Annotated in this window: 19 protein-coding genes; 14 read left to right on the plus strand and 5 right to left on the minus strand. The window is 40.1% G+C overall.

Going from position 1 to position 13,291, the window contains the following annotated elements; genetic code table 11:
• Positions 1–255: 255 nt before the first annotated feature.
• The 14 genes from DZK30_RS22840 (at position 256) to DZK30_RS22905 (ending at position 10,328) form a co-directional block, all read left to right on the plus strand.
• Positions 256–1,101: a hypothetical protein gene (locus tag DZK30_RS22840; RefSeq protein ID WP_118976509.1), complete on the plus strand. Its 846-nt coding sequence runs from the start codon at positions 256–258 to the stop codon at positions 1,099–1,101.
• 43 nt (positions 1,102–1,144) lie between these two features.
• Entirely contained in the window at positions 1,145–1,627 is a 483-nt protein-coding gene (locus DZK30_RS22845) for a hypothetical protein (protein WP_118976510.1), read from the plus strand.
• A gap of 11 nt (positions 1,628–1,638) precedes the next feature.
• On the plus strand, positions 1,639–2,064 hold the full coding sequence (locus DZK30_RS26085) for a hypothetical protein (protein ID WP_162903357.1): 426 nt from the start codon (positions 1,639–1,641) through the stop codon (positions 2,062–2,064).
• A 5-nt stretch (positions 2,065–2,069) separates the two neighbouring features.
• On the plus strand, positions 2,070–2,249 hold the full coding sequence (locus DZK30_RS22850; RefSeq protein WP_118976511.1) for a hypothetical protein: 180 nt from the start codon (positions 2,070–2,072) through the stop codon (positions 2,247–2,249).
• Between the two features lie 236 nt (positions 2,250–2,485).
• Positions 2,486–3,004 (plus strand): glycoside hydrolase family 24 protein, encoded by a 519-nt coding sequence (locus DZK30_RS22860; protein ID WP_205529541.1) that lies wholly within the window; start codon positions 2,486–2,488, stop codon positions 3,002–3,004.
• An 11-nt stretch (positions 3,005–3,015) separates the two neighbouring features.
• On the plus strand, positions 3,016–3,462 hold the full coding sequence (locus tag DZK30_RS22865) for a hypothetical protein (protein WP_118976513.1): 447 nt from the start codon (positions 3,016–3,018) through the stop codon (positions 3,460–3,462).
• Positions 3,462–3,845 carry a hypothetical protein gene (locus DZK30_RS26090; protein ID WP_162903359.1) on the plus strand — a complete coding sequence of 128 codons (384 nt, stop codon included), beginning with the start codon at positions 3,462–3,464 and terminating at the stop codon, positions 3,843–3,845. Before DZK30_RS22865 ends, DZK30_RS26090 begins: the two co-directional genes overlap by 1 nt.
• Before the next feature lie 11 nt (positions 3,846–3,856).
• Positions 3,857–4,417, plus strand: coding sequence for a hypothetical protein (locus DZK30_RS22870; protein ID WP_118976514.1), 561 nt, complete (start codon positions 3,857–3,859; stop codon positions 4,415–4,417).
• 87 nt (positions 4,418–4,504) lie between these two features.
• The gene (locus DZK30_RS26095) at positions 4,505–5,080 is read left to right on the plus strand and encodes a hypothetical protein (protein ID WP_162903360.1); all 576 of its coding nucleotides are present in this window, start codon (positions 4,505–4,507) and stop codon (positions 5,078–5,080) included.
• Between the two features lie 111 nt (positions 5,081–5,191).
• The gene (locus tag DZK30_RS22885; RefSeq protein ID WP_118976517.1) at positions 5,192–6,076 is read left to right on the plus strand and encodes a kinase; all 885 of its coding nucleotides are present in this window, start codon (positions 5,192–5,194) and stop codon (positions 6,074–6,076) included.
• Between the two features lie 4 nt (positions 6,077–6,080).
• Complete coding sequence (locus DZK30_RS22890; RefSeq protein WP_118976518.1) at positions 6,081–6,722, plus strand: hypothetical protein; 642 nt, start codon at positions 6,081–6,083, stop codon at positions 6,720–6,722.
• 55 nt (positions 6,723–6,777) lie between these two features.
• Positions 6,778–7,584 (plus strand): restriction endonuclease, encoded by an 807-nt coding sequence (locus DZK30_RS22895; RefSeq protein ID WP_118976519.1) that lies wholly within the window; start codon positions 6,778–6,780, stop codon positions 7,582–7,584.
• 794 nt (positions 7,585–8,378) lie between these two features.
• Positions 8,379–8,804: a helix-turn-helix domain-containing protein gene (locus tag DZK30_RS22900; RefSeq protein ID WP_240432976.1), complete on the plus strand. Its 426-nt coding sequence runs from the start codon at positions 8,379–8,381 to the stop codon at positions 8,802–8,804.
• 60 nt (positions 8,805–8,864) lie between these two features.
• Positions 8,865–10,328 (plus strand): hypothetical protein, encoded by a 1,464-nt coding sequence (locus DZK30_RS22905; protein ID WP_118976520.1) that lies wholly within the window; start codon positions 8,865–8,867, stop codon positions 10,326–10,328.
• Positions 10,329–10,771: 443 nt separating this feature from the next.
• On the opposite strand, the gene DZK30_RS22910 is transcribed toward DZK30_RS22905, so the two are convergent.
• The 5 genes from DZK30_RS22910 to DZK30_RS22930 form a co-directional block, all read right to left on the minus strand.
• Entirely contained in the window at positions 10,772–11,041 is a 270-nt protein-coding gene (locus DZK30_RS22910; protein ID WP_118976521.1) for a hypothetical protein, read from the minus strand.
• Between the two features lie 69 nt (positions 11,042–11,110).
• On the minus strand, positions 11,111–11,488 hold the full coding sequence (locus tag DZK30_RS22915) for a hypothetical protein (protein ID WP_162903361.1): 378 nt from the start codon (positions 11,486–11,488) through the stop codon (positions 11,111–11,113).
• A 79-nt stretch (positions 11,489–11,567) separates the two neighbouring features.
• On the minus strand, positions 11,568–12,080 hold the full coding sequence (locus DZK30_RS22920) for a hypothetical protein (protein ID WP_118976523.1): 513 nt from the start codon (positions 12,078–12,080) through the stop codon (positions 11,568–11,570).
• The gene (locus tag DZK30_RS22925; protein ID WP_162903362.1) at positions 12,061–12,210 is read right to left on the minus strand and encodes a hypothetical protein; all 150 of its coding nucleotides are present in this window, start codon (positions 12,208–12,210) and stop codon (positions 12,061–12,063) included. Before DZK30_RS22925 ends, DZK30_RS22920 begins: the two co-directional genes overlap by 20 nt.
• 115 nt (positions 12,211–12,325) lie before the next feature.
• Positions 12,326–13,057 (minus strand): DKNYY domain-containing protein, encoded by a 732-nt coding sequence (locus DZK30_RS22930; protein WP_118976525.1) that lies wholly within the window; start codon positions 13,055–13,057, stop codon positions 12,326–12,328.
• Between the last annotated feature and the right edge of the window lie 234 nt (positions 13,058–13,291).

The raw sequence follows: 13,291 nt of genomic DNA on the forward strand, positions 1-13,291 counted from the left end.
TTGCAGATAATGTACACTCCCACTACGATTTTACGGGCTAAGGATTATGCCCAAATATTAAAAGTGCATTATAACACGGCATGCACATACATTAAAAAAGATCGAAAGTCGTCCGGTATTCAGCGGATCACGGTCGCGCTGTTTTGTCAATTGAACGGCTTTACTGTAGACGAAATTAATCGCTAAAGGTTTATCAAAAGTAACAAAAATTCACAATTAATAACAATTGTTCACAAAAGTTAATAAGTGTGGGTTATGCGCTGTGCAATCTTTGTTCTCGCAATTATTTCTAACCTAAAAAAAGCAATTATGTTTCTGAAAAGTTTTAACGCTGATGGAACACCCCAACGTGTCGAGGTTCAGACAAATACGAGTTGTTTGGTTCTTACCATAGAAACGACCCATCAAAAGCCAGAGAGCGGCTACCCTAGCGATTTGCAAGATCGTGACGTTCTGGCCGCCATTCTTTCGAGCCTTCCCGGTCTTGTCAGTGTTACCCGCTATTCTAAAAGCGGTCAGACTAATATCGTTTCCAATGTTCCGATGTCTGCGCTTATGGAAATTTCAGCCTTCGGTAAGTCTTATGTTTATCATCGGCGTATTTCCGGGCCTACTGAGGCCAGTCTCAGGTATGCGAGTACTTTCGTTCTTACCCTGAGCAACGCCGGCGCTGTTCGCGCTGACAAAAGCGAGTTTGTTGTTTTTGAATACACCAACCCCGCCAGCAATGTAGTTACCAAGACTACTATTGATTCTATAGGGTCATACATGGCCTATAGCGAATGCATTCGTATTGATACCCTGAGCGCTCAGGAAAACCAAACGACTGCTTTCGATTGTGAGCGTAATTACATGCTCGTTTTGCCTGCTGCCACTGATAAGGTTAGGCTCGATTCTAAAGCTGGCGATAGCTTGGAGTTGAAGACTAATGACATTGCTAATATGCAGTTGGCCACATCTGATTTCATACATGATCTTGATGGCCGGATGTACCGTTCGGTGAACTGGAACGCTATCGATGTAAACCAAGCATATCGCGGTGAATTGCTGCTTACTTCGAAGTCCAGCTATTACCTTTTGTCTCAGGTTGCCTTTGTGTAGTTCAACATGGTAGCGCCGTAACGCTACTTTTAAATTTCGTTTTATGCCTCCACAACTCTTAACGGCTGTCAACAATATAAAGGGCGTTGCCGTCAAAAAGAATCCCATTGTAACTCCTGTACCTGTAATTAATATTCCGGTCTCCCCTGCCCCCTCTGTATCTGGTCTTTTTGATCCCAAACCGGGCGGTACCGTGGTTGGGAATGCCATCCGCGATGCTGTTTCTAGTCTTACAGGCGGTCATTTTGGTACCGGTACTATGAAGCTAAAGGAAGGGGAAACTAACGAGGAATATTTAAACCGTATGGCTCAGGCAGCGGGTAGCGCTGCGGAAGCGTTTCAAAATTCATCTTCTAATTCTTCAAATTCTACCAACATGGCAGATTCTTTCAAAACAGGTGTAACGGGTACCGCGGTATTGAATGCGGTTAAAACGTATGCTCCTATTGTGATTTTGGGCGGCGTTGCCGTCCTGGTCGCAAGGAAATTCATCTTTAACAAAGGCACTAAGCGCAGGGCCTACTAAAATCACTTTCTATGTACCAGAATAATAATAATTGGGGTCGTGGTTTTGGGTACGGTCGGTGGCGTCAGTCGTCAGGCGGTGGCTATAACCAGCAGTATGAGCAACGTCAACAGAAAAAGCGTAGTGGCGCGAAATTCGGGTATTCAAAGGGAGACAACACCCGTCCGTATGTTCGTGGCTGGCGTGCTACTCGTCGTTATGGTCTCATAACCTATATCTGTGGTCCTAATAAGGGTACCCATGTCACTACTTCGGGCAGCGGCCGGGATTGGGAAAATTGGACATGCAAAATCACCTTTGGTGATGGCAATTCACGCCTATGTTCTTGCCTGTATGATCGAACCTCTCAAAAGGTTGTGATTAGTGAGTTGGGCATCGTTATTAACCCCAAAGCTGCTAACGGTGGCTACTGCGGCCGTTTCGGTAAAAAACGCTAAACACTATGGCTACTTTTTCACCTTCACTTGTCGGTGGTATCGGCAAGCTGTCAAAAATACTCCTTTACGCTGTCGTTGCCTTAGAGCTTATCGAGCTGGCAAAAGAAAGGCACGAGCAAATAGTAAACGGAGATTTCAAACCTGTAAACGTTTCGGAAGGCAATGGCGAAGATCAATCTCTCTGATACGGCGACGTATGTTTCAGGTTTGGGTAGTGGTTTTGCCGGTATCACATCGATACCGGCACTAACCAGCCCTATGCACCAGGATAGCCTTTTGGCTGCTATTGTTGGTCTCGCTACTATGATTCTGCAATTTCTTATCATTAGGTGGAACCGTGATAACGATCGGAAGCGTAAAGGCGACACATCCGATCTCCTGGATTTGCAGCGTCAAATTAACGATCTTAAACGCTCGTCAAATGATAACACTAATCAGCCAGGTCAATAATCTTTTTTACGGTCTGCTTTCAAAAATCGGTATCAATATGTTTCCTACTATCAATGCTCCCACTAATGTGAAGGCATTTCTCATGACTATTCGGCATTGCGAAGGTACAGCTGGCCCTAATGGTTATCGTATGCATTTTGGTGGCTCTTTGTTTTCTTCCTTTGCTGATCATCCCAGGAAAGTTATTACTAAATCTGGTTACAGTTCTTCCGCAGCGGGTGCCTATCAAATTCTCACTAGGACATGGGACGTTGTGAAAAAGCAGATTGCTTTACCGGACTTTTCTCCCGAATCCCAGGATAAGGCAGCAGTTCAACTTATAAAGAATCGTGGCGCTTATGATGCTATACTTTCTGGCGATTTGCGGCTAGCCCTTGATCGTTGTAATGATGAATGGGCTTCACTTCCTGGCTCTACATATGGTCAGCCTACCCGCTCTTATGATCAGTGTAAGGCATGGTTTAAACAGTATGGCGGCGTTATTTCTTAAAACACAATTTTATGACAAAGAAAGACAAAGACAATTATTTAAAGTGGGGTGTTATCGGGGTCGGCGTATACCTCGGCTTTAAGCTTATAAAGCCCCTTGCAGCTGCTACTGGTAGCGTTGGCAATGTAATAGCTACCCAATCGGAGAACGCTGTTATTAAGCAATCTACGGGCCTTTCAACTGATGAGGTAACCCTTTGCCGCGATGTTGCTACGCAGACCTACTCAGCTATGAATGTGACGGGCTTTTGGCAATTCAGTTGGTTTGGTGGATCAACAGAAGATGAAGACACCGTTATCACTCAGCTTAACCGTTTGCAGACCGCAACACAGGCGGAAGTTGCTAGTGATTTTTACAAGACAGTTTCTGGCTCTGGTCTCGCTTCTGATGTAAACAAATACCTTTCCGGTAGTGACCGGAATAGGATTAAGTCTCTTATTCTTTCAAACCTTCGGTAATGGCATGTAATCCAAAATATCGCGTTGTTGGTTATCCGGTTGTCTACCCTGGTGCCGGGGAAGGTCAAGCGCCACCTCCCCTGCCTTCTATACAACTTCGGAGACCGTCTATCTACCTTTCTTGTACTCCTATGGTGGCCTTTGAACTTAATGGGTTATGGTACCGGCCGGGTGATATAGTTCAGGTTTCACCCTTTAAGGGTAGTGAGCGTTTATCGCCACCAAGTTTTGTTTCAATGATGCTTCAATTTGATTCCTCTTCAGTTGATTTTTCGGGGTTTCATATTACTGGCGATGTAGACATTTCGCCAATGCCGTATAATCCTGGTGATCATAGTTACCCAGGGGTACATCTTGAAGTATTTTTTCTTGAACTCATCTAATACAAAAATATATGGCTTTATCATGGATTGCCCCGGTTGCAGAGGGCATTGTAAAAATTATCGGCGGCATTTTCAGCAATAAAAGTAAGTCAGACGCGGCAAAGGTTGCACAAGATTCCGCTGCGCGAGCACAACAGGCTTATGTTGTGCAGCAATATGGTGAAACCTTTCAGTCTATGTTGAAAGATACTAATCAGCGTTATCTTGAGTTGGGCCGAAAGCTTAAAGCTACCGTTTTGGGTGGCCCTCCGCTTACTGATGCCGAAATGGCGGAGTATGAAAGGTTGAAGGCGGCGGAGGCTATACGGAAAGCGCCGTTTAATGATAAATTGAACAAGATTGCAGCTACCGCTGGTCAGGCAAATGCTATTACTTCACCAGACGGGGGTTTTATGTCGGGAATTGGAAGCAGTGACAATCCTATTTCTTTAGGCAATACGGACATTGTAGCCACTAGTCCAAAAACTGCCGGCATGTCGCCCTGGCTTATCCTGGCATTGGCTGGTGGTGGTGTTTATATGCTTGCGAGTTCTGGTAGTAAAAACAAAAGGCGTTCAAAAAGGCGTAGGTAATGGAGTTTAAGAATAAGAATGATTTCACTATCGTCATTTGGGCCGGATCGAATCGGCTTGGTATGATGGTTTACGTGCATAGTCTTTATGCTTGTTCTCAATGGCTTTCCCGGTCGTCTATGTATTCAAATTGGACATATTTTAATGTTTATGCTCGGCGTTCCGGGCGTTATCTCGGTAGATGTTATCGCAATGCTTTTATTCCTCCTCGGCTTTCTTAAATTAAGGCCCGCCCGCTTTGGGCGGGCCTTTTCGGATAATTTTTTTTTTATCTTTTTAATTATTATCATTGCATTACCAAACACAAACTTTAACACAATGAAAAGGATATTTTTCCTATTACTTTGCTTTTCTCCCCTACTCTCTTACTCCCAAAAACAAGATTGTAAACCAGGCAAAGGCGATGCGGTAGTTGATCAGATACAAGGTATTTATATTTTTAGGGGTGTTACTCCTAAGCATGAATACAAGTTTTTAGGACAGGTTAAAGCCGGTAGTGGCTTTATGAAAGTTGTCATGGAAGACAGCGATTCAGATGATAAGGTTATTCAAAAGCTTATAACCAGGGCAAGGAAGTCCTTTCCTGATACTGACGGTATAATTATTTATCTTAGTAAGGATTCAAAAGATATGGCCGACTGCGTAAAATTCACTGAAGATTAAATTAACCTTTATTTAACACTAATATAAATTATAGGACAAAACGAAGTGTGCGCAAATACAAATGATTGATTGTCAATATGTCGTTTTTCCTATGGTGAGTATGATCCCTTTATGAAAGAGATTATTGACAAAGGACTTGTAGAGGCAATAAACCCCGTACATGTTCTTAATAATCCTTGGGAAGTATCACATCAATTTATCGAATACCTAAACAGTAAGGAATTTAAACTGAAGAAAAGAAGAGCTTTTTTTCGAAACGGCAGATCTGGGAGAATACATCAAGACAAGTCTGAAATAAGGGGGCCAAGAATTCATGTTGATAAATTTGATGGAGAGATATTTTATCAATTAGAGCAAATGGGACTTGCTATTCGGCAAGATGATCAATGGTTTTTAGTAGAGCAACAAACCGCCAACGATCTTATGACTTTTCTTGCATCAGTAATAGGAGGAAAACTCAATTATCAGCCTACAACTGATCAGGAAAGAAAAAGGTTCAGGTTTAAGGAAACAAAAAAAGATTTTCACGAGTATAAAATGCTCAACAAAAAAAGAGAGTTGGTTTTAAATGAGCTTATCCCCTTTCCCGAAGAAATAGACCTTACCAAACTTAGAAAATTTAAAGATAAACATGCCGACTTGCTTAAGGCTTTTAAGAACAAGATTGAATTAATTGTATTGAACTCCAGCATCGAGGAAAATACTCCTCTGTTTATAGAGACAATAAACGAGCTTAAGCTAAGAAAAGAAGAATTATCGGCGAAAATGAATGAAAAAAAGCTTGGTAAGATTTTCTTTGGCACTGCCTGCGGAATTGTAGGGGCTTCAGTTGGATTGGCAACCGCTGGCACTTTAGGTGGGGCTGCTTTGGCACTTCCTGGCTTTGCTAACGCAATACATTCGGCCCTACAGATTGAAAAACCAGAAAGCACTTTTGATCAATCGGGCATGAAATATTTAGCGCTGGTTGACAAAAGGCTAACTAGAACTAACTAATGCTATGATTGAATATGAGCTTACTATTACCCTTAACCGGCTGGGCGATATAGCAGATGTCGAAGCGATATTAAAAAGCCAAAAAATTCAGTCGCCAATATTCGTTATTCGCTTTGAAGAAGATATCCTTATAAAGTTTACTGCCGGCTATGAGCATTACGAACTGAACCGCGAGATAGAAGGCAGATTTAAAGGTTATTCATTTACCGCCGATACGGGAAACGGCAAAAAGGAAGTAAGGATTAAAATCCATAGGTACCAGTCGCCCTTCTCAACCAATGGTTGGGGAAGGCCGATTGAAAACCCTTTAGATGAAACAGTATATCTGATAAAAAACTATGCACCGAAAGAACGAAGGTTAAACCCAGAAGTCAAGGTTCTGTTTGAAGACACCGAGAAGTACTATTATATAAATATCATCCGGGGAATATATAAGGAAACCGAAGAAAAAGGTTTTTTGCTACGCGAGAGTTTTGACGATTTAAGCGAAAGCCAATCGAAAGACCTTCCCTTTTTGCCCAAACTTTATGGCGAGGTTTCTGAAGCCTATTGGAAAGGATATTCCAGAATAGAGCAGCATGCAAAACAACAGTTTGAAGAATACCTGAAAGAGAAAAAGAAACAAAGCAGGAAACGAAAAAAGTGAAACCGTACTACCAAAGCCACCAATTTTCTACCCTTTACTTACCAATGCTACACCAATGAACAACGGCATCGAATACGAGAAACTGACACAAGAAATTTATCAGGGTTTGTTGAAAGAAGAAGGACTGACTACCCAAGTAAGGCATAATGTAAAAGTTAAGGGAAAATCTACAACCCATCAGGTTGATATTTATTGGGAATACGCTATTGCAGGCATAAAGCACAAAGTGGCCATAGAATGCAAAAATTATAACAAGCGGATTTCCAAAAACATAATTGCATCGTTTAACAGTATACTAAACGACATTGGAAATACAAACGGCATTATTGTTACCAAGGTTGGTTTCCAGAAAGGCGCCAAGGAATTTGCCAACTTCTACGGAATAAACCTCGTCGAGCTGAGAGAGCCGAAAGCCGAAGATTGGCAAGGCCGATTGAAGGTGCTTAAAACCAACGTCCAAACAATAGGATTTAATGTAAAGAAATGGTCTGTTGAATTAGACTATGAATGGTGCAAGGCCAATATCCCAGAAGACAAATTAGATTCGATCAAGGTTGTTATTTCGGGCATGAACTACGAAATATGGGTTTATGATGATAAGGGAGAAGGGCTAAAGAATTTTCAGCAGTTGCAAGATGGCTTGCCATACGACGAAAATAATTTAATTGACAATAAGTATGTCCACATGTTTGAGAACGGGTATATAAAAAGCGAGAATTTCGGAAGCGTAAAAATTATTGGGGTTCATATGGTTTATGATACCCTGGTTGAGAAATTTGTATGGGTAACAGATAGTGAAAAAATTACCAAAGCTATACTGAAAGATGTTGCTACGGGTGATATGAAATTCATTAAGAAGTAACCGTAAGTGGTCTCATCGCCCGCCCGCCACCCATGTATATTGCTGGGTTGGGTAACATTTCACTGTTCAGACACATTGTGGCGCACATTGTTGATGATTTGGGCGTGCCCCCTGCCCTACTGTTCTTCGGTAAAATTTTGGAAGCGTTATAAATGCGGGCATGGGTCGGGCTATTCGCTACAAGTCCTCGCTCGTTCCTCGCTGCGGGCTTTCCGCTTCTATCCCTCACGCGCCCACATATAAGCCAGCAAAATTTTAAAGGGCGGCATATTTAACATAATGCTTGACCATTATAGGACAAAACGGTTAAAGCTTCTGCATAAACGATTGGCTGTCAAGACACCGTTTTTTCCTATAATCACATTATGTCTGCGCTCCTGCGTCGCTTGCCCTGCGGGTAACTAAAAAGAATTCATCTACGGAAATCTCTCTACAATAAGTCGGTCGGTTCCTGCAAACCCGTTTTGTCCTATAATTAGACGTTATGTCTCCGCTTCGCTACGGGCTAAAGCCTAAATAGCTGATTTTCCGGGCTGGCGCTGCGCGAACGTTGTCTGTTTGTTCTTTTGCCCAAATGCAAAAGAACAAAATTTACCCATCAGCAAGCAGGTTCAGTCTTGCAATGAAGTTTCAATCATCCTCAAATTTATTTTCTTTTATTCAAGCCATTTGCCGCTAAGGTGTATCTCGGGAAAGAATACATAACAGTTGTTGCGCTGGGCAAAGCTTTTGCGGCAAATACTTATTCTCGGAAATGAGTAAATTACTTTGTCGAAAAAAATTAAATTTGCCCTATGACACAAAACACTATGCCCCCTAAAATACACGAAGGCCGCAACATAAAACGTTTTCGCGAAATGCTGGGCATTAAGCAAGATGCCCTCGCCGCCGACCTGGGCGACGATTGGAATCAACAAAAAATCTCCCTCTTGGAGCAAAAAGAAACTATTGACGCTCCCCTATTGCAACAAATATCCTCCGTGCTGAAAATACCGGTTGAAGCTTTTCAAAACTTTGATGAGGAGCAGGCGGTGAATATTATCTCCAATACTTTTGATAATGGTGCTTTTTTGAATACTGGTCATACTCCCACTTTCAATATTAATCCCATTGAAGAATTAAGGAAGTTGCATGAGGAGAAGATTACCTTGTACGAGCGGATGCTGAAGGAGAAGGATGAGATGATGACAAGGTTGGAGAAGCTGATTGAGAAGCAATAGATTTGTTTCAAACTTTTTTTAGACGCGCACTATCAATAATCAGACTAAAACAATATCCCCATGAGTGATGATAAATTAGTAACAGGAGTAAAACCAATAGTTCTTATCCCTAAAAATGAAACCCATGAAAATATAGAAAATTCGATAGCGGCATTTAATCAACCATTAGCCAATTTACTTACTCATATTGGGCTCCCAACTGAAAATATACTTTCACCAATTGAAGAAAGACGCAAAATCATTTTTGCATTAGAAAGTACAATTGAGATTCTACCAATTGAAGAAAGATTAAAATCGACATATTTGTCAAAATTTACTGTTGCTGTATCAGTTGGATTATTTGACGGAGCATTGAATTTTCTTTGGGACGAAACAATTAAAGCGTTACGCAGATTAGCAGCAAATTTTGACTTGCAATACTTTTTAAACATTGCTCAAAATCAAAATAATAAGTACAGAAATCTTGTATCACTTGAAGATATGGAAGCTATTAGCGATCATGATCTTCTTGAGATTAGCAGGAGAATTGGCCTAATTAGCGATATTAATTACAAAAGGCTTGAGAATGTAAATTATTTACGAAATCATGCAAGTGCAGCACATCCTAACGACAATTCTATTTCAGGAATTGAAATGTTAGGGTTGCTTGAAAGCTGTCTTAAATATGCAATCATTGCAAAACCTGACCATTCAGTAATTCAACTTAAACAGCTCTTCGACAATATTAGAACTAAAGAAATTCCACTTGAGGATTTCCCTATAATTGGCTCCGACCTGGTAAAACAGCCACAGGAAAGAATTGATGACTTTCTGTTGTCGATATTTGGAATTTATATTGATCCAAGAACAAGTGCCCCCATTCGAAAAAATATAGATAGACTTACACCTAACATTTGGGCAGCTGTTTCGGAAGATACAAAATTTGCTATAGGTACTAAGTTTGGGATATATAGAAAAAATGGAGATGTTGATAGAAAAGAGGCAGTTCAAAAATTCCTTGAAACGGTTAATGGACAACAATACAAAGATGAAGATAGTTTAGCAGCAGAGTTGCTTGAAAAACTTCAAAACCTAAAAACTGTACATTTCGAATGGAATAACTTTTACAACGAATATTATCATGCAAAATCAATTTCTGAGTCAATTCCTGCAAATGGATTACCAACCGGCGTTAGAAAATTATTTGTAAAAGTTATTTGTATATGCTATGTCGGTAATGGTAAAGGTTACAGAGATGGCATTGATGAAAATGCCGTAGTATTTTACAATAAATTCATAGAAGCATTTACCGTTGCCGAAGTAAAAGATTTTCTGCAATTATTTACCGATTCAGAATTTGTTACAGACTTCAATTATCTCAAACCGGAGAAACGTCTAAAACAACTTGCTAGTTTCCTTAAATCAAAAACAAAAGACCCTCACATTACAAATGTTTTAGATCTAATTATCTCATTTCCCTCGCGTTCTTTACAGAACATTGCTTCTGATTCGAAATATAAGGATGCTATGAAATTTGTAAAGTAGAAACTAGATTGAGACTATATTTTGTAACGCATTATAAGTATGATTTAATAAAATATATCTCCGCCGTTAACTCAGGCCCACCCACCACCCCACCGTTCAGTGGCTTGTTGTTATGGTCGTCGTCTTTGGGTTCTTTATTGGGTTAGGCATATTGTGGTGGCGCACATTGTTTATCATTTGGGCGTGTCCCCTGCCCTGCTCCTTTCTGCAAAAATGTACGTAGGTGCAGGGCAGTGGTCGGGCTATCCGCTATTACTCCTCGCTCGTGCCTCGCTGTGGGGTAACCGCTACTATCCCTCACGCATTGGCCACCGCACAGGGACAGAAAAAAACTTTAAAAGGGCGGCTATTGTAACATAATGCAGAACATTATAGGACAAAAAAGAAATCAGCAGTTTGTTAGAGCCTACATCCGCGTAAATGCCAAACGAAAACAACACAGGTCAATGAATCAGACTTCTATTCTTTTTAGCCAGGTGAGCAACATAGGCTTGGTTGTTGCTTATTATCTCCGCTAATTCCGTTCCACAAAAGGGACAGTACTTGATGCCTATGTCAGCTATTTTAATTATTCCCTCTTTTACCTTAACATTCTCGCTTCTATATTGAAGAAGAAAAAATAAAAAATCATTTTCATGCAGAGGTACAGCACTAAAGCCTTTTTCACCTGCATTTAGCATTAGCTCTTTAAAATTTTGGCAACACATTTTCATTTCACTTTATTTAAGGCCTCAACAAGATTAATTTTCAGAACATCCAGATTGGTCAAATTGTCCGTTGCATCATTGTATTTCTTTTTGCCCCCTGGCCTTATCCGTTTTTATCTGATCTTTGAAAAATCTATAGTTAATTATGATATAAGCCAGCAATAGTAAAAAACAGTTGCCGTTTATTGGCGGCATTACCAATTTCTGTCTGCCAAGACCAATGAAAAGACTATCGGTCAGTGTTTCGGCAAAAATGTTTACAATATTCAAGGTTGCTAAAAGCAACAGGATACCGGTGAGCAAAAGACCTGGCCTGAACCGGATAAAATAAATCAATAGGTTCAGAAAGAATAAGACCAATGCCGCATCATGCTGTATCGTAGGCGTAATATTATTCTTTAGCAGGTTAAACCAGCAAATGATCAGCAATACACCCAGAATGACAAATGGCATTATCCGCAGCCACTTTAGAGTTATTATTTTTTTGCTCATACTATTTGTCCCATCTCATAAAGAAATTCAATTGGTATCATCACTTTTTATTCTTTTTTTCACAGGCATCTAAAATTTCCTTTGCTCTATCGGATATATCTCTGTAAAATTTTGCGTCATTTCCGATTTGTTCATACGATTTTCCTACTATTGGATCTTTATTCGTAGCATCAAATAGCATCGTTTCTCCGATGCATATTCTTACTTTATCGGCATCTCCTACATCACTTGAATAAGCCCGTTCAAGCTTTTCAATAAAATCTAATCTATATTCCTTATTGCTGTCAAAATTGCGATCAGCTATTTCACAGCAAATAGCTGTTACCTTCTCAATATCATCTATATCGAAGATGATCGATATTAGGTCTGGGATTTCCTTTCGAGGGAGTTTCTCTAATAAACACAGCTCCTTTTCTAACGTATCAGACCAATATCTTGTCAATTGATATTGATTGCCATTCTTATCTTTATAGAGCGCGCCAAATTCTAGTGCTGCTTCTTCCTCCAAAGTCTGGACCAGGTCATTTACTTCATTATTTATAAATATATCCATACTGGTTTATTTTCATTACCGGCTGCAGCTTATTGTCAAAGAACAGTACATTCAAATGTGCCTTCGGTCGCTCCGGATCGTCGTTGGCCGACAGATTTTTGAGCTGACCAATCAGGGAAGGATTTGTCAAAGCATTTTTTACGATCCGTACATTTTCGGGCAACTCTGCTATCGGTACACCGGCATAGATATTGCCTTAGGAGAGAGTAAATACCGGGAATTAGCTTAATTGCTCTATTGCTCTTTCACAGCTTTTTAATTTGGTCTGGGGGGATGTGTTCCCATTTAGTGTTTTTATCGCCAATTATGTATTTGCTATCGGCCTCAGACGGATTATTTCCTCGGCTATCCTTTTTGTAGTAAAAGGTTGAAGGGTCTGCATCTTCGAAAACTTTGTTGTGACTATAAACACTATTCTTATCTGTTGCAAAATATAAGTACTCTGGTCCTTCAACTAGTTTAAACGTATTGCCGTCTGCACCTTTTATAAGTTGTCCTCGAAAATATGCATGTTGATTATCTCTTGCATAATCTTTTCCTAAATATTGAAAATTTGATGGATTCGCCTTTTCGACTATTACTTTTTCATAATAGCAGACACCACAATCTTCATAATCAACGCATTTTACCAAGATCGGATAGTAAACACGATTTTTATCCCTTGCATATTTGCTTCCTGGATAGACTGCAAAAGTTGGGGCATCAGCATTCTTAATCGGAGATATATTACAGGCGATTTCACCGCCAAAAATTGAATCTCCAACTCTTGTATAGCCATCTATTCTTTCTTTGTCTTTTAGGAGCGTCCATTCTACTTTCTTCGCAAGCTCTTCAGTCTTATCAATAATATCTGTTACTTCGAAATACTTGGTTTGGCCATAACATCCCGTAAAACTTAAGAAGAGTATAATTGATGTATAAATCGTCAATCTCATAATCTTATCTTTTTTCTTGTTTTCATATTTAAATATCAACATATAATATATTTAATTTTTTGATCGAGTCGATTCCTGTAACCTCTCACTTTTTCAGATCTACAATTGACCATCCAGAGTTATTTATAACTCTGCCTCTTCCTCCATTTGTCGGAATTCCTTTCTCCCAATATTGACTGACTTTTCCACGTAAAGGATAGCGAATAACTTCATTCACTTCTTTAGCACCTATTGTACACCGGCATAGGTATTGCCGCCCAGCAAGGCGTTCATCAG

The organism is Taibaiella koreensis (assembly GCF_003545715.1).
In the GTDB taxonomy this organism is placed as follows: Bacteria; Bacteroidota; Bacteroidia; order Chitinophagales; family Chitinophagaceae; genus Taibaiella; species Taibaiella koreensis.